The organism is Paenibacillus sp. BGI2013 (assembly GCF_002843485.1).
Taxonomy (GTDB): Bacteria; Bacillota; Bacilli; order Paenibacillales; family Paenibacillaceae; genus Paenibacillus; species Paenibacillus amylolyticus.
The window spans coordinates 42,591-63,624 of record NZ_PJFA01000007.1; the positions used below are offsets into that span (position 1 = coordinate 42,591).

General features: G+C 46.0%; 23 protein-coding genes and 1 other annotated feature. Of the genes, 13 read left to right on the top strand and 10 right to left on the bottom strand.

The window, feature by feature from the left end; all coding sequences use genetic code 11:
- Positions 1-232: 232 nt before the first annotated feature.
- The gene (gene lipA / locus CXK86_RS18205; protein ID WP_017692371.1) at positions 233-1,132 is read left to right on the top strand and encodes a lipoyl synthase; all 900 of its coding nucleotides are present in this window, start codon (positions 233-235) and stop codon (positions 1,130-1,132) included.
- A gap of 14 nt (positions 1,133-1,146) precedes the next feature.
- Positions 1,147-1,566 (top strand): YutD family protein, encoded by a 420-nt coding sequence (locus CXK86_RS18210; protein WP_235200693.1) that lies wholly within the window; start codon positions 1,147-1,149, stop codon positions 1,564-1,566.
- A gap of 28 nt (positions 1,567-1,594) precedes the next feature.
- Here the strand turns inward: CXK86_RS18210 and CXK86_RS18215 are convergent, their stop codons facing one another.
- Complete coding sequence (locus tag CXK86_RS18215; RefSeq protein ID WP_036673293.1) at positions 1,595-2,398, bottom strand: NAD kinase; 804 nt, start codon at positions 2,396-2,398, stop codon at positions 1,595-1,597.
- Between the two features lie 104 nt (positions 2,399-2,502).
- Positions 2,503-3,756, bottom strand: coding sequence for a sporulation integral membrane protein YlbJ (ylbJ, locus tag CXK86_RS18220; protein ID WP_047841314.1), 1,254 nt, complete (start codon positions 3,754-3,756; stop codon positions 2,503-2,505).
- Between the two features lie 152 nt (positions 3,757-3,908).
- On the opposite strand from ylbJ, the gene CXK86_RS32130 reads away from it, so the two are divergent.
- The 3 genes from CXK86_RS32130 (at position 3,909) to CXK86_RS18230 (ending at position 5,469) form a co-directional block, all read left to right on the top strand.
- Positions 3,909-4,073 (top strand): hypothetical protein, encoded by a 165-nt coding sequence (locus CXK86_RS32130; protein ID WP_155984997.1) that lies wholly within the window; start codon positions 3,909-3,911, stop codon positions 4,071-4,073.
- Positions 4,074-4,316: 243 nt separating this feature from the next.
- The gene (locus tag CXK86_RS18225; protein ID WP_076254602.1) at positions 4,317-4,694 is read left to right on the top strand and encodes a globin domain-containing protein; all 378 of its coding nucleotides are present in this window, start codon (positions 4,317-4,319) and stop codon (positions 4,692-4,694) included.
- 43 nt (positions 4,695-4,737) lie between these two features.
- Entirely contained in the window at positions 4,738-5,469 is a 732-nt protein-coding gene (locus CXK86_RS18230) for a DUF2225 domain-containing protein (protein ID WP_076254604.1), read from the top strand.
- A 12-nt stretch (positions 5,470-5,481) separates the two neighbouring features.
- On the opposite strand, the gene CXK86_RS18235 is transcribed toward CXK86_RS18230, so the two are convergent.
- Together CXK86_RS18235 and CXK86_RS18240 are read right to left on the bottom strand one after the other, a co-directional pair.
- Entirely contained in the window at positions 5,482-5,715 is a 234-nt protein-coding gene (locus CXK86_RS18235; protein WP_017692378.1) for a hypothetical protein, read from the bottom strand.
- Positions 5,712-5,882 (bottom strand): YycC family protein, encoded by a 171-nt coding sequence (locus tag CXK86_RS18240; protein ID WP_017692379.1) that lies wholly within the window; start codon positions 5,880-5,882, stop codon positions 5,712-5,714. The genes CXK86_RS18235 and CXK86_RS18240 overlap by 4 nt, the downstream gene beginning before the upstream one ends.
- A gap of 301 nt (positions 5,883-6,183) precedes the next feature.
- Between CXK86_RS18240 and CXK86_RS18245 the strand changes: the two genes are divergently transcribed.
- Together CXK86_RS18245 and CXK86_RS18250 are read left to right on the top strand one after the other, a co-directional pair.
- Complete coding sequence (locus CXK86_RS18245) at positions 6,184-7,983, top strand: M3 family oligoendopeptidase (RefSeq protein WP_076254606.1); 1,800 nt, start codon at positions 6,184-6,186, stop codon at positions 7,981-7,983.
- Between the two features lie 288 nt (positions 7,984-8,271).
- Positions 8,272-8,682 carry an O-methyltransferase gene (locus CXK86_RS18250; RefSeq protein ID WP_076254608.1) on the top strand — a complete coding sequence of 137 codons (411 nt, stop codon included), beginning with the start codon at positions 8,272-8,274 and terminating at the stop codon, positions 8,680-8,682.
- Positions 8,683-8,767: 85 nt separating this feature from the next.
- On the opposite strand, the gene CXK86_RS18255 is transcribed toward CXK86_RS18250, so the two are convergent.
- Entirely contained in the window at positions 8,768-9,001 is a 234-nt protein-coding gene (locus CXK86_RS18255; protein ID WP_047841310.1) for an alpha/beta-type small acid-soluble spore protein, read from the bottom strand.
- Between the two features lie 205 nt (positions 9,002-9,206).
- A complete protein-coding gene (locus tag CXK86_RS18260; protein WP_076254610.1) occupies positions 9,207-10,181 on the bottom strand; it encodes an aldose 1-epimerase in 975 nt (324 codons plus the stop codon).
- A 245-nt stretch (positions 10,182-10,426) separates the two neighbouring features.
- Positions 10,427-10,695: a binding site (T-box leader), on the top strand.
- Between the two features lie 73 nt (positions 10,696-10,768).
- On the opposite strand from CXK86_RS18260, the gene trpS reads away from it, so the two are divergent.
- Entirely contained in the window at positions 10,769-11,761 is a 993-nt protein-coding gene (gene trpS / locus CXK86_RS18265) for a tryptophan--tRNA ligase (RefSeq protein ID WP_036605729.1), read from the top strand.
- Between the two features lie 115 nt (positions 11,762-11,876).
- Here the strand turns inward: trpS and CXK86_RS18270 are convergent, their stop codons facing one another.
- Complete coding sequence (locus CXK86_RS18270; protein ID WP_017692385.1) at positions 11,877-12,077, bottom strand: hypothetical protein; 201 nt, start codon at positions 12,075-12,077, stop codon at positions 11,877-11,879.
- 120 nt (positions 12,078-12,197) lie between these two features.
- On the opposite strand from CXK86_RS18270, the gene CXK86_RS18275 reads away from it, so the two are divergent.
- Positions 12,198-12,416: an alpha/beta-type small acid-soluble spore protein gene (locus CXK86_RS18275; protein WP_017692386.1), complete on the top strand. Its 219-nt coding sequence runs from the start codon at positions 12,198-12,200 to the stop codon at positions 12,414-12,416.
- 116 nt (positions 12,417-12,532) lie between these two features.
- On the opposite strand, the gene CXK86_RS18280 is transcribed toward CXK86_RS18275, so the two are convergent.
- Positions 12,533-13,513 (bottom strand): metal-dependent hydrolase, encoded by a 981-nt coding sequence (locus CXK86_RS18280; RefSeq protein ID WP_036605731.1) that lies wholly within the window; start codon positions 13,511-13,513, stop codon positions 12,533-12,535.
- Positions 13,514-13,948: 435 nt separating this feature from the next.
- Between CXK86_RS18280 and CXK86_RS18285 the strand changes: the two genes are divergently transcribed.
- Positions 13,949-14,560 carry an SCO family protein gene (locus CXK86_RS18285; RefSeq protein WP_076254612.1) on the top strand — a complete coding sequence of 204 codons (612 nt, stop codon included), beginning with the start codon at positions 13,949-13,951 and terminating at the stop codon, positions 14,558-14,560.
- A 73-nt stretch (positions 14,561-14,633) separates the two neighbouring features.
- On the opposite strand, the gene CXK86_RS18290 is transcribed toward CXK86_RS18285, so the two are convergent.
- Both CXK86_RS18290 and CXK86_RS18295 read right to left on the bottom strand, forming a co-directional pair.
- Positions 14,634-14,981, bottom strand: coding sequence for a toprim domain-containing protein (locus CXK86_RS18290; protein WP_062837991.1), 348 nt, complete (start codon positions 14,979-14,981; stop codon positions 14,634-14,636).
- 526 nt (positions 14,982-15,507) lie between these two features.
- Entirely contained in the window at positions 15,508-16,683 is a 1,176-nt protein-coding gene (locus tag CXK86_RS18295) for an MFS transporter (protein ID WP_101314212.1), read from the bottom strand.
- Between the two features lie 190 nt (positions 16,684-16,873).
- On the opposite strand from CXK86_RS18295, the gene CXK86_RS18300 reads away from it, so the two are divergent.
- The 3 genes from CXK86_RS18300 to CXK86_RS18310 all read left to right on the top strand — a co-directional run bounded on the left by CXK86_RS18300 (position 16,874) and on the right by CXK86_RS18310 (position 20,662).
- A complete protein-coding gene (locus CXK86_RS18300) occupies positions 16,874-17,356 on the top strand; it encodes an ATPase (RefSeq protein ID WP_174806458.1) in 483 nt (160 codons plus the stop codon).
- A gap of 18 nt (positions 17,357-17,374) precedes the next feature.
- Positions 17,375-18,520, top strand: a complete 1,146-nt coding sequence (locus CXK86_RS18305) for a transglutaminase domain-containing protein (RefSeq protein ID WP_101314213.1) — start codon at positions 17,375-17,377, stop codon at positions 18,518-18,520.
- A 105-nt stretch (positions 18,521-18,625) separates the two neighbouring features.
- Positions 18,626-20,662 (top strand): peptidoglycan D,D-transpeptidase FtsI family protein, encoded by a 2,037-nt coding sequence (locus tag CXK86_RS18310; RefSeq protein ID WP_101314214.1) that lies wholly within the window; start codon positions 18,626-18,628, stop codon positions 20,660-20,662.
- The last annotated feature ends 372 nt before the right edge of the window (positions 20,663-21,034 follow it).

Genomic DNA, 21,034 nt, shown 5'->3' on the forward strand with positions numbered 1-21,034 from the left:
AACCCCTTTCCATTAGAATGATACAAGGTACCCGATGAACCAAGCTAAAGGTTAGCGTTCTTCAAAAGTTCTCATTTTATCCATGTAAGCTCTTGGGGGGAATCCAATTATACAAATTGTCCATATCGGGCATGAATGCACAAGATGTGACAAATGGGGGTTTTTCCAGCGCTTTCATGGTATAATATGTTCCGAGCAACAGCCTAACTTCAGTAGAAAGAAGGTTTATGCATTGGCTAAACGTGTTAAAGAACCGAAGCCGGATTGGATTCGGATCAAATTGACAACCGGCGATAACTATCAGGAAATGAAAACGATGATGCGTTCCAAAACGTTGCATACGGTATGTGAGGAAGCACGGTGTCCGAATATTTATGAATGCTGGGCCAATCGAACGGCCACTTTTATGATTTTGGGCGACATTTGCACAAGGGCATGCCGTTTTTGCGCGGTGAATACAGGCTTGCCAACGGAGCTTGATTTGCAGGAACCAGAACGTGTGGCGGAAGCAGCAGAGCAGATGAATCTGCAACACTGCGTAATTACAAGTGTAGCCCGTGATGACCTGAAGGATGGGGGAGCTACGATTTTTGCAGAGACCGTGAAGGCCGTAAGACGACGGTTGCCATTGTGTAGCGTTGAAGTACTCATTCCAGACTTTCTGGGCGATCGGGAATCTTTGCAGATTGTAATGGATGCCAAACCGGACATTCTGAATCACAATATTGAGACGGTTGAGCGGTTGTCAGACAAAGTGCGTGCCAAGGCGAAATATAAACGTTCACTGGAATTGCTTGCTCGTGCCAAAGAAATGCAACCTAACATCCCTACGAAATCAAGCATTATGCTTGGTGTAGGTGAGGAATATAATGAAATTTTATCAACAATGGATGATCTTCGTGCGGTGAACTGTGATATTATGACGATTGGTCAATATTTGCAGCCATCGGAGAAACATCTGTATGTTGAAAAGTATTATCCGCCAGAGGAGTTTGCTGCATTGAAACAGGAAGGATTAAAACGTGGGTTCAGCCACGTCGAATCCGGCCCGATGGTACGCAGCTCCTACCATGCGCATGAACAGGTGAAATCGGCTACCAAACATGCTGAACAGGCGGCAACACACGCGTGATGGAGGATACCGGATTGGAAGAAGAAAAAATCACAGAACAGATTCAGGACCAACTTCAGGAGCAGATCCAGGAGCCGGTTCAGGAATCAGTTGTTGAATCAGTTGAGGAAAAGCCCAAAGAACCGGTCATTGTACAGATCGGCGGCAAAAATTATGAAATCGTCCAGAACCACAAAGAAGGCTGGAATCCAGAGGTCTTCCGTGATCGTTACAGTGAAGTGCTGGAGCGTTATGATTATATTATCGGAGACTGGGGTTATAGCCAGTTGAGGTTAAAAGGTTTTTACCGTGATAACCATCCAAAAGCAACGAAGGATTCCACGATTGCCAGTATGGTGGATTATATCAATGAATATTGTAACTTTGGCTGTGCGTACTTTGTGCTTCAGAAGAGCAAGGATCAACCTCAAGCCAAAGCAAAAAGCGGTTCCTGAGAAGGACCGCTTTTTTGGTGTGTTTATTTTAGTCAAGAAATGCCGTGCGAACCCGGTTCCAGAATGGATAAGGGCGGAAACGTGCGAAACTGACCTTGTGACTGGATACCTGACAACGGACGGAGATCAGATCCTCCACCATCACATTCACATGATCAATCGTCATCAATAACCGCTGATCCTTGCGGGAGAAAATATCACAATGATGATGCTTGGGCAAAATAACCGGTGAACCAAGTGTACGATAGACCCGGTTATTAATCGATGCAATCTCCGCAATCTGAATCGCCTCGATGGTTGGATGAACCATGGCACCGCCAAGGGCCTTGTTGTATGCCGTGCTGCCTGATGGCGTGGATACACAGATGCCATCCCCACGGAACATCTCAAATGTCACATCGTTAATATCGACCTGGGCTACGACGGTACCGTCTACACCTTTTAACGTAAATTCATTAAGGGCGATGTAAGAGGAATTCCCCGACTTTTTACGAATCTCAAGCTCCAAGAGTGGGTATTGTACAATACGTGGTTTGAGACGCTCCGGATCTCCCTTGCCACTCATCAGCCTGACTAACTCCCGTAATTCTTCCTTCTTCCAATCGGCGTAAAAGCCGAGATGGCCTGTATGAACCCCAACAAAAGCAATATCCGGAATACGGTCGATGAAATTGTGAAATGCCTGTAGCATCGTACCATCGCCCCCGATGGAGATAACAATCTCCGGCGATTCTGCATCCAGCTTGAACCCTTCTTCCTTCGCCAGCGCGTGAAACTGCTGACTGAGATCAATCGATAACTGGTCTCCGCGGTCTTGAACATAGTATCTCAAGATGAAAGCTCCTTTGTGGTCATTATACTACCGATGATAATCAATTCCGCGGAAGAACACAACGTTTGGGCGCATATTCAGTTAAATATAGATGAATCGTTCACTTATTTTTTGGTATGTCGTCTAGGCTTGAGAATGGAACTTAATATCGCAAGGAATAACAACAACACGATGAGGCTTACAAAAACAATCATTCCGGATAAGAAAATCAGTCCCCAGTCCGGTGTATACGTTGATAACGATGGGATGAAACCGGGCTCCATGAGAACGGGTGAAGAGGAACGCCCCATCAGGGGTGTCCACAACAGCAGGACCAGCATAGGTGCGATTAGCGCATGGATTGCTCTGGCAAATAGAAATGGACCGTATCTCATGGGTGTGTTGCTAAGAACACTCATAATCTGTGCATGGACGGATAATCCACCCCAAGAGAGAACAAAGGCTGCTGCTGCTACTTTATAGACGAGTGGGATGGATGCCCCGGCACTCCCAGCCTCTTTGTTCCCCAGCGTTACTTCAAACAGCCCACCGACCAAGCTAGGAGATAAGGATGGAGGCAGTCCGCTATGTCGTAACAATTGCTCGGTTATCCCGTATAATCCGCCAAGCCAACCGGTCTGGACAAGTAGCTCCATCATGACCGAGAAGAATACAACCAGCCCTCCTACGATAATAATAAGGCGAAGGGATGAGGAGACTGCCTGGCGCAGCAGTTCACCAAATGCCCGTCCGTCAGCTTTTCTTGCTTCATGCATCGCATAGATGGCCCGGACCAGTCTGTTTCTAGGTATCCCCTCCGATGGAGATCCAAAAGAACTGTCTGGGTGTGAGCCTTTTGCTGTACCCCCGTGAAAACGCATGAGCATACCCACCAGAAAAGCTGCAGCGTAATGGCTCGCAACCAATACTGGAGCAATGGCGACATTATGGAAGAATCCAACCGATACCGCTCCAATCATGAAGATCGGATCGGATGATGTAGTGAAGGCAACGAGCCGTTCTCCTTCTTCCCGGGTAACCAGCTTTTGTTCCCATAACTGAGCGGTCAGTTTCGCCCCTGTAGGATAACCGGATGCACAGCTCACGGCAAATACAAAACCACCGCTTCCGGGAACACGAAACAATGGACGCATCAGTGGATTCAGCAAGGTACCTAGAAAATGAACAATGCCAAAGCCGAGCAGCAGCTCGGACAGCACCAAAAAAGGAAAAAGGGAGGGAAACAATACGTCCCACCAGATGGACAGTCCACGTACACCTGCATGCCAGGTTTCCGCTGGATACAAGACCATTAACACACAAAGGATCAGGAGAGCGATTGTGACCAGGACATGGGTGAGTCGTTGTGAAGCAGCCATGAATTCTTCTCCTTTATATTTGGAATGGTCGGTGTGCGGAAGTCTGTGATGTTATTGCCATCAATATATGAAAAAAAGTGGACAAACAGTACAAAATTATACGTAGAAAGCGCTTGCAAAAGTGGCTGTGTTTTTGAGTGATGTGTGCTAAAATGAGAAAAACGCCTGAACGTCACCTAATTGTCTCCAAGGTGGAATTCAATTCGGATGGAGTGATGATCATGAGTCTTGTCACCGGAATCCTGGTCTGTGCTTTTGTATATGTGATACGTGCCTCGCTGGTACGCTCTGAGGAAGAGGACTGGCGGAGTTATTAATGAAATACTAGTGCGCCAACCCAAGCGGTTGGCGCTTTTTTTGTGTTATGTTTCGAATAAGGTCCTATATACAGATGGCAGGTTACATGTCCTGATGATTTCATGTTATATAGGACTTTTTGGTTTTTTTTGATAGAATGGAGATAAAGGCTTTTGTGGCCTGGATATTGTTACTGTTTTCACAATGTTCACGGAACGTGTAATATATGGCAAAATTCGACATCAGAAAGGGGAATCAGACGAATGAATCCCAGTTTAAGCATTTATGACAATCTTGGCGGTGAGAAAGGTGTTCGCGCACTGGTCGAGGCTTTCTATCCGATCGTTCAGCAGAATGAGCAGCTGGCTCCGCTTTTCCCGGAAGATATTCAGCCGGTCATCGACAAGCAGTATATGTTTTTGTCTCAGTTTTTTGGAGGACCAGGGCTGTTTTCCGAGGCGTTTGGACATCCGATGATGCGTGCCCGTCATATGCATTTTGAAGTGACTGTTGAACGGGCTGAGGCGTGGCTTGCATGTATGGATCAAGCCTTAACACAGATTGGTGTGGAGGAGCCCTTGCATGCGTTTATCCTGCAGCGTTTATCCGGGCCTGCACATCATTTTGTGAATACACCGTAGATCCGAATATGATTACAAGCGTACGGGAGAGGGATGGAAGAAATTGGAATTAGAGCCGCTGTATAAGGTGAAGGTGACCTGCCATTATTGCGAAACCGAGTATGAAACCTCACGGGTAAGACCGAGTTTGAAAAGGCCCTACCGGACGGATTCGGATTTTTGTGCTTACTACAAGCTGGAGAATCCAGATTTTTATGTGGTTCGCATCTGTCCGCAGTGCGGGTTTGCCACGACGGAGAACGCAACGGAGCATTTAAATGATGCTCAGCGCAAGGCTTTTAAGGAACAGATCGGTAACCGCTGGGTTAAACGTGATTATAGCGGAGCACGAACACTGGAACAGGCGTTGGCAACGTACAAGCTTGCCTTGCTGTGCGCACAGGTTATCCAGGAGAAAGATCGTGTCGTTGCTGGTCTGTTGCATCATATAGCTTGGTTGTATCGTTATATGGAGGACCATGCACAGGAACATCGTTTTCTTGAATTTAGCCTGGAAGCCTATGTGAAGGTGTTCGAACGTGAAGGAACGGGTGGCAATGAAGCCAAACTGTTGTATTTGCTCGGGGAATTGAACCGCAGGGTAGGCCGGTTTAATGAAGCAGTGCAATGGTTCAGCAAGGTCATTCATGACAAGCGGATCACAGATGCGGCCATGATTCGTGCTTCAAGGGAACAGTGGGCCGTGCTGCGTGAGCAGATGATTTCAAGTAAGTTGGAACTCCCTGAAGAGATGCTGGAAACAGACAAAGAGGCTGCAAAGCGCAGCCCCCTCTAGGTTGATCTTACATTAGTTACGGACAGGACGGCTGGATAACAAATAGTCACTGTCGTTGTCGATCACGGTCATGCTTGTATTACAGCAGGGAAAGACCAGTAATTTCTTTTTGCCTTCGCGAATGAGCACAAGCTCTTTGGGTTTGAGGGGGAGCAGCACGTTGCTTGCATGACAGTAGGGACATTGCTGTACATAGATGTCTCCCATCACAATATCGTAAGGCCAGCTGTTCTCAAACGGAATCATTCTTGTTCGCCTTCTGGTGCGGAAGGTTTGGAGGCTTCTTGTTTGGCGAGTTCCGCAATCTTCTGCATCAGGATATGTTGGGGCATGTGCATCAGGTGCTCCAAAGGTACGCCCAGGGATTCTGCTAATTTGACGGCTGTATCAGCCGATACTTGTAAAGGTTTCATACGTTTACCTCCTGAAAGTTACTATGAATACATGTTCAAAAAGTCTGGTTTTCAGTACCGAGAAGATGGAATGAAGCTAGAAATGGAGTAGCGGAGCGTAGGCAAACTACGTGAGCAACGGACATTTCGGCTGAATTTCATATTCGATGCTGATGATGCCGTTAGGCATGATTCGTAATCAAAAGTGGGCTTTTTGAACAACCTCTGTAGCTATTTCTCTAGTATAGAGATATGGCTCACAGAAAACCAGTTTTTAATTCAATCCTAACCATCCAATTTATAGAGAGAGGTGCCTTATTAAATGAAAACGCCATTACACCCAGTATGGGACCTGGAGTCCATTTTTAGTGGAGGTTCTTCCTCCGAGACATTTGCTGCGTATCTGATTGAACTGGAAGAGGATGTACGTAAACTGCAACATCTGTTGAACGAAACAGATGCACCGACTTCATTAAAAGAGACGGCTGCATTTGATCCGATTTTGGAACTACTGCAAAGCTGTTATATCCGCATATCGGAAGGATCTGCGTTTGTATCCTGCCTCTCATCGCAAAACCAGAAGGACAAAAAGGCAACGCAGCTTCAAGGCGCCATCAGTTCTATTTCAGCGATGCTGAACGGCAGCAAATCGAAGTTTGATAATACACTCAGTCAGACATCGGATTCGGTGTGGGACGCTTGGATTGCTCGGGAAGATATTCAGCCGCTGGCATTTGTACTGAACGAGAGTCGCACGCTGGCTCGTGAGAAGCTGTCGCCTGAACTGGAAGGCCTTGCACTGGATCTGGGTGTGGATGGTTACCATGGTTGGGGCAAATTCTATAACACGATTGTCAGCAAGGTGAACATTCCATTTGAGCAAGATGGGGAAACGGTGATGCTCTCCGCAGGACAGGCTGCCAACAAGCTGAGCGATAGTGATCGGAATGTACGCGAGACGGTATTCGCAAACTGGGAGCAAGCTTGGACCGATGTCGAAGATTTCTGCGCTGACACGCTGAATCACCTCGCGGGATTCCGTCTGAAGTTATATGAGAAACGTGGCTGGCATGATATCCTCAAAGAACCCCTGGCCATCAACCGGATGTCACGTCAGACACTGGATACGATGTGGGATGTGATTAACGGTGCCAAACCTGCGCTTGTTCAATATCTGGAGCGCAAGGCAGAACTGCTGGGGGTAGACAAGCTCAGCTGGAGCGACGTAGATGCACCTGTAGGTAAATCAAGTGGCAAAATCACTTACGATGAGGCAGCCATCAATATTGTTGAACAGTTTGCCAAGTTCAGTCCTAAACTTTCCTCGTTTGCAGAGATGGCTTTTGAGAAACGCTGGATCGAAGCAGAAGACCGTCCTGGCAAGCGTCCAGGCGGATTCTGTACGTCTTTGCCACTTAGCAAAGCAACCCGAATTTTCATGACCTTCTCCGGGACACCATCTAATGTGTCGACTCTTGCGCATGAACTTGGGCATGGATATCATCAACACATTATGGAAGAGTTGCCTGCATTGAATCAACGTTATGCGATGAATGTGGCTGAGACAGCGTCCACGTTTGCTGAACTGATTGTAGCAGATGCCCTGGTGCAGGCGGCAACAGATGAGCAAGAGAAGCTGGCTTTGCTGGAAGACAAGATACAGCGAAGTGTGGCTTTCTTTATGAACATCCATGCCCGGTTCCTGTTTGAGAATCGTTTCTACGAACAACGCAAAAAAGGCTTGGTCAACGCGGATGAATTATCCAAATTAATGGTGGAGGCGCAGCAGGAAGCGTTCTGCGGTGTGCTTGCATCAGATCATCCTCATTTCTGGGCATCCAAACTGCATTTCTATCTGACAGGTGTGCCATTCTATAATTTCCCATACACGTTCGGTTATATGTTCAGTGCGGGAATCTATGCAAGAGCGCAGCAGGAAGGTACAGCATTTGCAGATAAATATGATGATTTGTTGCGGGATACAGGGCGTATGACGGTCGAAGAACTTGCTCAGAAACATCTGGGTACGGACCTGACACAACCGGAATTCTGGCAAAATGCTGCGGACTTGGTTATTGCCGATATTGAGCAGTTTCTGCAGATGACAGCAACCGAAAAATAAGTTGAATATAATAGGTTGAATATATATAAAAAGGCTGCAATTCCGTGTTAACAGACACAGGATTGCAGCCTTTTTTTGTACAGAATCCTCATTTTTGATTCTCGAAGATTTTGTCGTAATTAAGTGAAAAAGCTCAGTTTAAGGGAGCGGAATGGCAATTAATTGTGCAAATCATAGTTAGAAATACCCAACTTTGCCGTTCTTTGTTGAATGAGCACATATGATGTCATATAATGAGTCGTAAGTCCTTGCTGTATAGGACTATAAGCATATAAGGAGAGTGTTAATATGAAAATTGATGAGCTTTCATTAGCGAGACAGTTGGATCTGGTATTCAAAGAACTTGATAATGAGTTATCAGGGTTAGATTCAGGGGTAGTTTTTGTGCAAATACGAAACAACGTAATTGGGAAATTCGGTATTCGACATAATCCGATAGCTGGACGAGATGGGCAGATGGATGTGGAGGAAGGGGGGCTAAACGAAACCCAGAGAACTTCTTTCCGGGCAATGGCACTGGAGACGTTGAAATTCAAACGTAATTGGACACATGGCGAAATATCGTACGACTTCACAGTAAGACAAGGTATGATTTTGGTAGATGCAACAATGGAGTCTAATTACAATATGGCGAGCCTGATGATTCGTTACCCTAGAACCAATACATACAAGGATTCAGATATGGAGTCGAGCTCATAATTCGTTGCACAAGAGAAAGCGGCACTTCCGAAGAAGGCCGCTTTTACTTTTGGATTCTGCTTAGGCTCAAGCAATAATTACGAGCTTACGAACGACCCGATAATTGCTGCTCAGCGATTTGCACCAGACGTTTAGTGATGTATCCACCCAGAGAACCTGTCTCACGGGAAGTATAGTTACCGTAGTAACCATCTTGTGGAATAGTTACACCCAGCTCTTGAGCAGCTTCAATTTTCAATTGTTGCAATGCTGCTGTTGCTTGGGGAACGACCAGGTTGTTGGAGCGGCTACCGCTACCTTGGTTTTGACTTCCGTACATATGTGTCACCTCCTTATGGGTTGGTGATGTTAGTATGGTTAGAGAATACGGAAATATACATGATATGGCGTAAGGGAAAATATGGATAACTATCAGTGCATAGGACACATAAAAAAGCCGACCCAATGCGGGTCGGCAAGTTGTATTTGGATATCAAAATAGAGGGTGATATGCGTAAAAGCAAAATAGAGCATGATCAGCTCGCTTAGTCTGTAGGAGGTATAACCTCAATACGTGTAAATATCTCAACAGGCTGTTCCGGTTCCAAGCGAATCAACCCGGTTTGTTCATCTGATAAAGCCAAATTAGGTGCATCCGGGAGCCAAGTGTACGGTTCAATGCACAAGAACTGATCGGATTCACCTTTGGTAAAGAGAACCCAATGTTTGAAAAACGCTTCATCTGCTGAATATTTCAATGTATATCCATCTTGCCTGCGTAAGTAAGCCGTAGCCGGTTCACCTTCGGTAGCTTTCAACAGGGTATCCCAGTTACGTCCCTGCAAATTGATGCCTTCGTTCAGAGCAGACCATTCACCCAGGGATTCCAGTTCACCTGTCGGTAGTTGTTCTTCATTCTGTCCGTATATTCCGGAAACAGGCAGTTGCAGTGTCCAGTCGGCAGGTTTGCCGTCTAACAAAAACCATGTATGATATCCCATCCCAAAAGGAGCAGGTGTTGAGCTCAGATTGGTGACTCTCAGACGCTGGCTAAATACAGCGTTTTGCAGACTGAACGTCATCTCAAGTTTTAGGGGAATCGGGAATTGTGCCATCCAATGCTCTTCATTTTCGGTCAGTAATTCAGTCGTAATTGCACAGCCGTCTTCATCTTCCTCAATGTCACTTACACACCAGGATTGGGTACGGTGGAGACCGTGAATATGGTTGTCATTCGCCGTGTTCTGATCAAACTGGTAACGAACGCCTTCATATTCGAATTGTCCGCGATGAATGCGCCCTGGTGGAATCAGGAGAGGAACGCCAAAATGGTACGGCTTCTGCAGATAAAAGGCAAGATCGTCTTCATCCGGACGGCGGACGACATCTCTGTCCTGCACTAAATCGCGAATCGAAATAATATTATTTCCAAGACGCGGCAGCAGGGTGATTTCCAATTCACGGCTATGTAGGATATACGTGTCGTAACCATTCCATTGGCCTTTGGTCACTTGTTTCATATCGATGCTCCTTTTCCCACTTGAAATCTGTCTGCAAGCAGTTGTGATGAAGCTACTGCTGCAGGCGTGTCGTTGTGTACATGCCAGCGATTTCCTGCGCTATTTCGTGTGAAGCAGGCAACAGGATAAGCAATTCCATCATAACAGATTTTGATGTCTCGGGTAAAAAAGTTCAACTCATTTTGACATTCACGCCTGTGCGCATTAAGATGGAACTCTAAAAGCATTTATTAGAATTAAATGACATGAAATCGATGACAGGGATAAGTAGGCCAAGAGAATCCTCTCCAGAAAGCCGGTGGTTGATGTGAACCGGTGTGAGCTCTTTACCGAATGGACCCTTGAGTGTAGGTTTGAACAGGTTAAGCCAGAGATGGGCTTGCCCCACTAGAGTCTGCCGTATAATCCACGTTACGGAACAATGAAGGCATTTCTTCAGCTTGACTTGATTTCAGGGTCAGGAGCAATCGAAGAAAAGCGAATAAGGGTGGCACCACGGTCTCACGTCCCTTGCGGATGTGGGGCCTTTTTGCGTTCGCAGAGAATGGCAGGAGTTTTTTATAACAATCAGGGAGGCGTTATGTGTAATGAAAACAGTACTTTCAGGTATTCAGCCAAGCGGTAAGCTCACATTGGGCAACTATATTGGTGCAATCAAAAATTTTGTAAAACTCCAGCATGACTATCAATGTCATTTCATGGTGGTTGATCTTCACGCCATCACCGTGGCTCAGGAGCCAGCAGCATTGCGTGAACAGTCTGAAGCGGTAGCCGCACTGTTTATTGCAGCAGGTATTGATCCGTCGAAATCTAACGTATTTCTGCAATCCCATGTACCGCAGCACGCGGAATTGGGCTGGTTGATGACAACGCTGACCTCCATGGGTGAGCTTGAACGCATGACTCAGTTTAAGGATAAATCATCCGGTAAAGATTCGGTTGGTGCCGGACTGTTTGTGTATCCATCATTAATGGCGGCTGATATTTTGTTATACAATGCTGACCTTGTGCCAGTAGGTGAAGATCAGAAGCAGCATCTGGAACTGACACGTGATCTGGCAGGACGTTTTAACCACCGTTATGGGGAGTACTTCACCATTCCAGATCCGTATATCCCGCAGGTGGGTGCACGGGTAATGTCACTTGATGATGCCTCTTCGAAAATGAGCAAAAGTAACCCTAACGCTGGCAGCTATATTGCCCTGCTGGATCCGCCGGATGTGATTCGCAAAAAAATCAGCCGTGCCACTACAGATTCGGGACGTGAAGTTGTATATGATCCCGCAAACAAACCGGAAGTCAGCAATCTGATGAGTATCTACGCTGAATGTGCAGGTATGACGCTTAAGGAAGTAGCTGAGCGTTATGAAGGCAAGATGTACGGTCCATTCAAAAAGGAACTGGCTGAAGTGGTTGTATCTGTGATTGAACCGCTCCAACAACGATATAATGAGATTCGTGAGTCTGGCGAATTGGCGGATGTTCTGGATACGTCAGCCCGTCGTGCAGAAGAAGTTGCTGCTCAAACGTTGGATGCAGTGAAAGAACGTATGGGATTTGTTCCGAGACGTAAACAGTAGTCCTGAACAAAGATCTTCATTTCACGCAATGAATAGTTAACACAAATAAAGAGGAGCCCTATTGAAGGACTCCTCTTTATTTGTGCGTTCATTATTGAACTATCAAATGAACTAATCAAGAAGTGGGCTCTGAAGCAGCCGAGCGAACTTCCTGACGTTCTTTTTTGGCGCGAATCACAAATCCCCAGCCAATGTTGGCAATGGACAGGACAAACAGTAGTGCAGCAAACCAACCGGAGTAGGAGATCATAATTGCTGAAACCGTTAACAAGATAATCGAAGAGAATGCGAACCATAGGGACAAGCCTTTACTCATTGGGAAAAACCTCCATCTACAAATTTAGTAAAACTCCGTATAACCTGTAGCCTACGAGCCATAATAATCTTGCAAGCTTGCAATTACATTACAGACACAGATTGAAGGGAGATTATAAATATGGCTCAAGGATCTCGTTCTAACAACTTGGTGGTACCTCAGGCAAATTCAGCACTGCAACAATTGAAAATCGAGGCTGCACAGGAACTGGGTGTAACTATCCCACAAGACGGTTACTATGGTAACTACACTTCCCGTGAAACAGGATCTTTGGGTGGATATATCACCAAACGTCTGGTACAAATCGCTGAGCAGTCTCTGGCTGGGTCTGGCAAATAATTTATTTTAACCAACAGCAACAAAACAGGATAAACGGAAAGCCCGGAGCGGAAACGCTCCGGGCTTTCTCGCGTATCAGTTCCTATGTCTGATTGTGCCTTGCCATGCTCACTTCGTCAAGGGCGTGCAGATAAAAGTTTTTTATCCATTTTCTCATCGCTTAACCAGCCTACATACGTATCAATCGTTTCAAAATTCCGATCCATCACAATCACAGCGACAAATGGATATTGTTTCCGGTGTCGATAACGTACATCTGCCCAACGGACCTTGTAACCGGCAGGCAGTTCTTCAACCTCTGCCACCGCATAGGAGGTGAAATAGAGGAAGGCACTGACTTCCGGTGATTTGCGTGAAGCAGCAACGGCCGCATGAGTAGAAGACGAAGCGTGCAGACTCCATACCAGATTAGAACCATCCATTTTACCGATCACATAACTGCCGTCCTCAACTCGTTTAACCACATGCCAGCGGTTCCATGATATCGTTGGAATGACGATGTATCTTGCCTGCTCTGGGCTGTTGTCGAGACGTCTAACTTTTCTGACCGCTTGTGCACGAGCAATCGTTCGCCATATATAATATAAACCGGTCAAACTATACAACGTAACGAAGAGTGGTGCAGGGGCGATCAGATCAAAAGCCCATAACAGGATAGCTATGACATGGGTAGTGAATAGAAACGGATCAAAAATATGAATGATGTTCCAGGCAATCCAGCGTTCTGTAAAAGGCCGGGCGGCTTGGGTTCCATAGGTGTTGAACAGATCGGTGAATACGTGAAAGCCTACGGCCACAGCGGTCCAGGTGGCAACGTGTCCAATAGGGACACCAGGGAATATCAGTGCAATGACGCCGGTGATGAGCAAAACCCATAACAGGAGAAATGGCAGAGAGTGTGACAAGCCCCGATGATTCCGAATGTAAAGCGAGTTGCTTTTGAGACGTAACGCAGTATCAATGTCCGGGGCCTGGGAACCGGCGATCGTGCCAACCATTACCGCAGCTGCAAGCATGGGACTCGCCGCGACGACAGGATCGACATAAGCCAGACCGGCTAGACCAATCCCCATGACAAAATGTGTAGAGGTATCCATAAACGTCTCCTTTGTGTGGTATATCGTTCTAAGGCATATTACTTCTCTATCTAGGTGATACCCATATATAGTGTATAATATCCGTTTGTCAGGATGCAAAACATCCCTAATTTCAAAGTTATGACAATTTCCTGTGCCATACCCAATAAATGTACGTAGTTTGTCAAACTATTTTGGCATTTCCTATGATAAACTTTATATCGGATACAGTGAGAAAATCGCCAGAGAACGTACGATACTATTCGAATGATATACAATGCTAAAATAATTTATGGGCATTGTTCCTTTAAACCGTTACAATAATATAGAATCTCATAAAAAGTAGGTTTCTTTGAATACATATGTCACAGTAGATGGATAAAGCGAAACAAACGTGATTTTGGATTCACATATGTATGCGTATTCATAAGAAAAGATGCAGAAGGGACGAGGAAGATGCTGAAAAAGTACAAATGGACATGGATGCTGCTCGGGCTCGCACTGATTATGGCTGTGTATCTGATGTGGGGCACCGTATTTGCCAGTAAGGAAAAATTACCCGAGATTCGTGAAATCCAATCCTTTTCTATGGAAAATGTAGATGGCAGTACAGTATCGCTGGAGGATACTCAAGGGAAAGTCCGCTTGTTCTACTTTTATTTCACCAGTTGTCCGGATGTCTGCCCTATTACGACCTTTACGTTATCCCAGGTGCAGGATCTGTTGAAAGAGGACGATACCTTTGGTAAAGATGTCTCATTTGTATCTATTTCATTCGACCCGAAAGTCGATACAAGAGAGAAGATTAAGACGTTTGCGGACCGCTTCCACGCGGATTATTCCGGATGGTACTTCTTGCGAGGCGATATGGACAAAACCAAACAGTTCGCCAGGGAATCATTCCAGATCCTGATCGATGGGGAGAGTAAGGATGATTTTGCCCATATGAATATGATTGGTCTGGTGGATGAGAACAACCAGCTACGCAAGGTATATAATGCATTTAATACAGAGGACGTTGTGCCTGCTGTCATTGCCGAGGATATTCGCAATCTGATCAACGAATAATCATGTTACTCATATTGTAAAGGCTGCCTTCAGGTTGGATATCAACCCAAAGGCAGCCTTTTGGTATTTCATTTTAAAAGGAAGGATGTTCAGGGTATTGGATGTATGTCTCTAACCCGGCCTTTTCCAGCTGGGCAATGATATACTCATCAGGTGTTCCTTCCACACCCGCATATCCTCGTCGTGTATACATCTGTACTGCATCCGGGAAAGCATCCCGAAGTACACCTCTAATTTTTTTGCCGGAACTGTCATTATCCATAAATAAAAAGACTTCATCATAACCGACTTGCTTGCGCAGGGTCTCCAACTTGAGGGAATTAAGTGTTCCAAACGTACATAGAATGTTGATTTCGGGCCCAACCAGACGTTTCAGTTTGCTTCGATCATTCTTACCTTCCACAATGACATGAATAGGCATGATATTCACCTCTTGTTCGAGAGCTTATGTCGACATTCCCCGGGAAATGTTGCAGCGAAAATCGACTGATTATATAAAATGGACTCCCTTCTTTACACTGTTCACCACGCGGACAGGAGCACCTCTGATTTCTAAATTCTTTTACACATACATCAGGAATTAATTCTGATCAGTAGTGACCGTTACGGTTACGGATCGTTCCTTCGATCGCTGTTGTCTCCAAATTTCTGATTGATTTTATTTTTTATAGGTTGAAATATGGAGACAAAGGCGAACGCTAACGCTTCTTCAAAATCGATTCCGTACCCTTCACTACTTCCAATGATCGTCCATACCTAATGATGGTATTCAAGAAAAAGATGAAATTTTAAAGACGGCGCTGATGATCCCTAGGCCGCTCCGTTCGAGTGTAAAACGTTAGTCCATTTTATATAGTTTAGCTGTAAATGGGGGAATGATGCAAAGCTAATGAAAATACAGACCTAATTGCTGTCATAACAGTAGGGAAGAAGAGCTTGATACAGGCCTAATTCAATATACTTTTCGGATCGGACAGGGGAGCTTCGCGTCTGGATGTATAGTATGGAAGCAGCAGCATACCAATCATTAACAAAAGAAACGCGATGAAATAGGGTGATAACCCGACACGAAGTTGCCCGGCTGTGATGGGGCCGATGAAAGAGCCGATGGAGGTGGCTATGGATTGCAGCGAGAAAATGCGGCCCAACTTGCTTCCTCCGCTCAGACGGATAAATAGAGTAGCCATAGCTGGAAAGATGATGCCTTTGGACATCCCAAGTACAAACAATACGGTGGTCAACGGAACTTGCGGAATGGCTGCCATCACAAAAAAACACAAGGACATTAACAGCACGCCCGCAACCAGACGCAGCTTGGGGGAATACCGGTTGAGAAATAACATGCTGAGGGTGAAGAGTGCCCCAATACTGATTATAGAGAACAGCAGTCCGGTAGACATGATGGACGATTGTCCTCCGCCCCGCAGGGGTAATTCGAAGAAGAGAATCCCTTGGGCACAGGCAATCACCAGAGGCAAAGCAAAGTATCGCCAGGACACCGGCAGGAATGCACTTGTGGCATCTGCTGGTGAAGCGTCAGGTTTAGTAGGTACCGTTACTCTCTCCTGCTGTTTGACGATACCACGGGGCATCGTCATGAAAGCAATGACACCTGTGAGAATAAGCAGATAACCCAAGCCTGAGAATGTAGCAGAGAATCCCATGGAACCCACAATGATCGCACCGGCTGCTGGCGATACAACAGAAGCGAGGGTATGTACTACCCCGTGACCCGACATATACTTCCCCTGTTTCACCGGATCGCTGGATAACTGTGCAAGCAGGGCGAGACATGCAGGAGACAGGAAGGCCAGTACAAACCCGCTGATGGAACGCAACGCCAGCAGTTGCCATGGTGTCTGGACATAGGCTTGTAAGAGCAGGATGAATCCTGCTCCGAGCAGACTGAATACAATGTAGCGGCGACTCCCATGTTTATCGATTTGTGTTCCAGCAATCAGATTGCCAGGAAGATGTGTTAAGGAATAGATGCCCATCATCCAGCCAATGAAAGTAGGGGCGGCTCCCAGCGAGATGGCAAAAGGGGTCAGAATGGGATACTGGGCGTGCAAATCAAATACAGCAAGGAACAAAAACAGGTATAGCCAGATGGCCGTTTTCACATAAGCCCCTCCTTGTTAAGCGATGCATGTTCAAACTACAGGTCTTGAACGTGTTCCCCGTTCGCCCGGCAGAACCTCATGGTACTACTTGTACGCCCGGCGGGACGAACTTAGACCGTTTATTTTTAAGGGAGAGGGCTTAGCTGACAGCAGCTTCGGAAATCATGTATAATATTCGGGAGTGTTACGAATGAATTCTAATACGGAAGGTGTAGTCATGAACATAGAAGTAATCAAAGAGTTTGTGATGCAGAACTGGCTGGTGATCGTGGTTGCATTGATCATATTGTTCTTTGTTCTGAATGTGGTCAAAACCGTATTGAAATGGGCGATTGCCATCATCATTATTGCGGCTCTACTGATATACAGCGGCATCTCCATTGATCAGATCAAACAGACAGTGACAGACGTACAATCCAGCACGATGGACACATTGAAGAAGGAAGCAACCAGCATGATGCTGAAGGAGGCTTCCAAAGCGAAATACGTCAAAGGACAGGATGGAGCGTTCACCATCACAAGTCCCAATGTGGAGATTAAGGGCAGAACTCAATCGGATAAAGTTGATGTGACCTTCCGCGGAATTTCACTTGGCGAATGGAAACTCGACAATGAAACTATACGTACGTTTGTCGAACAGGCACAGGAGAACAAAACAGCACCAGCATCGTAGTAAAGGGGGAATCGGTACGTGCTGCAGAATTGGCTGGACAGCCTGAAGGAATTGAATGGCATCACGATTATGCTGTTGCTGATTGTGGCTGCTTCATTATTGCAGGGTTGGTCCAGAGGGGCTTCGCGTTCAGCAGGCAGACTCTTTGGGTTCCTGATGGATGGCATTATGGCGGTCATCGGTATTCTGTTGTCGATCGGTTTAACGTTGTGGCTTGCGCCATATGTACAGCAGTGGCTGTCTGAGTATGCTTCAGCCATGCCTAACCGTGAGTTGAACCGGTGGGAACAGATGTATTATACGTTGGTTACGGCGATTGCAGATTTTCCGCTGATGCGGTTCGCTGTATTATTTGTACTTAGCTATGGACTCATCCGACTGATTCTCGGGTTTCTCTCTTCATTTATTTTTAGTAGCAGGCAGAGGTCATCCGAGGAAAGTGCGCCTAAAGGTATGTTTAGTCGCTTGACGGGTGCATTCATTGGCACGATCATAGGCTCCGTCCGCGGAATGATTGTCATCGCAGTTTTGTTCATGATTGTCAGTCTTTACCCTGGAAGCATGTTCAGCCGATATGTGGAAGCATCCCCGATCTATATGCAAGGGGCCAAATCGGTTATCGAACCGTTGTCTGGCACGTTTATCAAGGACAAGCTACCCGTCTTTACGCAGGCTGTGCAGAAGGAACTGGGCGGCATCCTGCAACGCAAATATGAAGTCATCGACCACAATATTCCGACGGATATTGAATCTGCAGCGAGTGAGATTGTCAAAGGCCAATCGACAGATGAAGCCAAAGCAAGAGCGCTTTACGACTGGGTAGGTTCACGTATTCAGTATGACTATGGTAAAGTGGATGACTATGAGCAAAAGGGCATATGGCATGAACAAAATCCACAGAATACATTTGATACACGCAAAGGCGTATGTATTGATTATGCCCGTCTTTATGCCGTGATGGCCCGTTCACAAGGACTTGAAGTCAAAGTTGTTACAGGACTTGGTTATAACGGCCAGGGAGGGTACGGTCCGCATGCGTGGAATGAGGTGTATTTGAGTGGTTCCGAGAGCTGGGTTCCGCTTGACCCGACATGGGCGATCAGTGGAGACTGGTTTAATCCTCCGAATTTTGCCGACACCCATCTAAAGGATCAATCAGCTTAGCAATACAACGGACATGGGTCCGGAATATGACGACGTTGCCAGGTTATCATGCCGCGAAGAATCAGTTTGAGCGGTATGCATCAAGTCATGAAAGAGGTAGGATGGATGAAAAAACATTCCAATGAGAAGGATGAACTTACGGACAAACGGCGCTTCAGTTACCGAATGAACGTATTTTTCTTCGCTTCCTTTGTTATTTTTAGCGTTATTATTGTACGCTTGGCCTTTTTGCAATTCGTGGAAGGGCCTGAACTTAGCCAGGAAGAAGCAAGTAACATTACCAAGGATGTACCACTTCCTCCTGTGAGAGGCACGATCTATGATTCCACAGGTGAGGTGAAGTTGGCGTACTCCAAGCCCATTCAGTCTCTCTACCTGACGCTTTATAAAAACTATGGGGATGTTGATGGGAAACCGAGTCCTAACATAGGGGAAGTGCAGGATATTGCAACCCGGTTGCATGATGTGTTTGAACAGTACAAGCTGAAGGATTCAGAGTCACTTACGGTGGAGAAAATTATTGAAGAGATGGACTTGAACTCCCGCAAAGCGAACGGTTTTATGCCACGTCTGATCAAGAGTGATCTGTCCGAGGAAGAAGTTGCTTATTTCCTACAGCACAAGGACGAGTTCAAAGGTATTCAGATCGTCGAGGAGAGTGTACGATTCTACGATCCGGATACGGTAGCGGTTCAGACCATCGGTTATCTGAAGAAGTTCAGAAGCTCGAAGTCCTTGAACAAATACAAAGAGGTGGACGAGGCCAATAAAACGCAAACGGATCCGGGCCTGGTGTATACAGAGAACGAATTCGTTGGTTTTGATGGACTGGAGCTGCAATATCAGGATGCCCTCCGCGGCAAAAGTGGATATACATCGGTTGATGTTGATTTGCGTAACTTGCCTGAAGGTGTAGCAGGCTCTACCCCGCCGCAGAAAGGTTACGACCTGATTTCCAGCATTAACAAAAACGTTCAGGTGAAAACAGAACAGGCCATTCTGGATCAGTTGAGTTGGCTTCATCGGAATCAAGTTTCCGGTCGATTACATCCGAATGCCAAGACCGGATTTGCAGTTGCGATGGAAGTGGATACCGGGAAAATCGTATCTGCTGCCAGTATGCCAGATTATGATACCAACATCTGGAGAACAGGCAGTATCACAAATGATCAGTATGATGATATCAAATATGTGTATCAAAATGGTACGATTCGTTCATTCCCTCCGGATGACTCTAAAAAGCGAGCTGAATCGATCGTGTTACTCGGTTCCACCATCAAACCGCTTAGTGTCTTGATCGGTTTGAAAGAAGGTTTCTTCACTACCAATACGGTTTATTCGGATAGAGGTTCAACGACCTTTGGTGGGGACAATCGCAGAGTGCAGAACTCATCAGGGCATGTGTATGGTGCAATGTATCCTCGTGATGCGATTCGTCATTCCTCGAACGTATTCATGATTGATGAGATTGGGAAGAAGATGTACTCAAAATACGGTGCGACCGGAATTGACAAATGGGATGAATACATGAAGCAGTTCGGCCTTGGGGTATCTACAGGGGTTGATCTGCCGAATGAATTCCTGGGGATACGGGATTACATGAACGACACGGAAAGCTCGCTGACTCGTCTCGTGTATGGTTCCTTTGGACAGCAGGGAAAATACACAACCATGCAGTTAGCACAGTACACGACAATGCTGGCGAACAAAGGAAAGCGGATGGAGCCACAACTGGTTAGAGAGTTCCGGGATTCGGAAGGCAACGTGGTCGAGAAAGTAAAACCTAAGGTACTCAGCACGGTGGAGTTTAACGATGCCTACTGGAATGAAGTACAACGAGGCATGGCAACCGAGGTATCTGCATTTAGCGGATTCCCTTATGACTTTGCCAGAAAAACAGGAACATCGACACAGGTAGTAGGCGGTAAACTGGTGGATAACGGTGTATTTATCGCCTATGCACCACGTAATAATCCAAAGCTTGCTGTCGCTGTGGTTATCCCCGAAGGGGGCTTTGGATCGAGCAGTGCGGCTCCGGTTGCACGTGCGATCTTCGATGCCTATGACGAGGAATTCGGTCTCGACGGTGTACCGAAAAAAGACAAAAATAAAGATTCAGAATCGGGATCAGGCACACAGTGATGTGAGGCATTGGTTACAGAGGGGACCCTTCATGGGTCCTCTTTTTTGTTTTTACGTGGAGAATGGATCGTAAGAGTGAATTAATTAGTTGCATTAATATGTAACCATATGAGCTGTACCACGTTTATATAAAGGAAGGGTAAACGCGATCTGGGGAACGGGATAACGTTGATATGTCAGTGTTTACATTGGGATCGGTAGATTGGGTAGTGTAACGGTTCTGTTTACGAAAATGTAACCAAATATTGAAAGACGTGACAGCTAACCTTTGGTAGACTTGTATGAGAAAGGATTAAATATTGGATTGAACACGTTCACAAGACGGATTAAATATTTTATTTTTATAGAGGAACGGGAGAGGCTTAAAACATG

What these genes read in the sequence shown, in the direction of transcription:
- CXK86_RS18285 (WP_076254612.1), top strand. Translation starts at nt 13,949, where the DNA reads ATGCTGAAAAAGTACAAATGGACATGGATGCTGCTCGGGCTCGCACTG.
- CXK86_RS18270 (WP_017692385.1), bottom strand. Translation starts at nt 12,077, where the DNA reads ATGAGTAAAGGCTTGTCCCTATGGTTCGCATTCTCTTCGATTATCTTG.
- CXK86_RS18275 (WP_017692386.1), top strand. Translation starts at nt 12,198, where the DNA reads ATGGCTCAAGGATCTCGTTCTAACAACTTGGTGGTACCTCAGGCAAAT.
- CXK86_RS18250 (WP_076254608.1), top strand. Translation starts at nt 8,272, where the DNA reads ATGAAAATTGATGAGCTTTCATTAGCGAGACAGTTGGATCTGGTATTC.
- CXK86_RS18235 (WP_017692378.1), bottom strand. Translation starts at nt 5,715, where the DNA reads ATGATTCCGTTTGAGAACAGCTGGCCTTACGATATTGTGATGGGAGAC.
- CXK86_RS18225 (WP_076254602.1), top strand. Translation starts at nt 4,317, where the DNA reads ATGAATCCCAGTTTAAGCATTTATGACAATCTTGGCGGTGAGAAAGGT.
- CXK86_RS32130 (WP_155984997.1), top strand. Translation starts at nt 3,909, where the DNA reads ATGAGAAAAACGCCTGAACGTCACCTAATTGTCTCCAAGGTGGAATTC.
- CXK86_RS18300 (WP_174806458.1), top strand. Translation starts at nt 16,874, where the DNA reads ATGAATTCTAATACGGAAGGTGTAGTCATGAACATAGAAGTAATCAAA.
- CXK86_RS18255 (WP_047841310.1), bottom strand. Translation starts at nt 9,001, where the DNA reads ATGTACGGAAGTCAAAACCAAGGTAGCGGTAGCCGCTCCAACAACCTG.
- CXK86_RS18290 (WP_062837991.1), bottom strand. Translation starts at nt 14,981, where the DNA reads ATGCCTATTCATGTCATTGTGGAAGGTAAGAATGATCGAAGCAAACTG.
- CXK86_RS18245 (WP_076254606.1), top strand. Translation starts at nt 6,184, where the DNA reads ATGAAAACGCCATTACACCCAGTATGGGACCTGGAGTCCATTTTTAGT.
- CXK86_RS18310 (WP_101314214.1), top strand. Translation starts at nt 18,626, where the DNA reads ATGAAAAAACATTCCAATGAGAAGGATGAACTTACGGACAAACGGCGC.
- CXK86_RS18280 (WP_036605731.1), bottom strand. Translation starts at nt 13,513, where the DNA reads ATGGATACCTCTACACATTTTGTCATGGGGATTGGTCTAGCCGGTCTG.
- ylbJ (WP_047841314.1), bottom strand. Translation starts at nt 3,756, where the DNA reads ATGGCTGCTTCACAACGACTCACCCATGTCCTGGTCACAATCGCTCTC.
- CXK86_RS18260 (WP_076254610.1), bottom strand. Translation starts at nt 10,181, where the DNA reads ATGAAACAAGTGACCAAAGGCCAATGGAATGGTTACGACACGTATATC.
- CXK86_RS18240 (WP_017692379.1), bottom strand. Translation starts at nt 5,882, where the DNA reads ATGAAACCTTTACAAGTATCGGCTGATACAGCCGTCAAATTAGCAGAA.
- trpS (WP_036605729.1), top strand. Translation starts at nt 10,769, where the DNA reads ATGAAAACAGTACTTTCAGGTATTCAGCCAAGCGGTAAGCTCACATTG.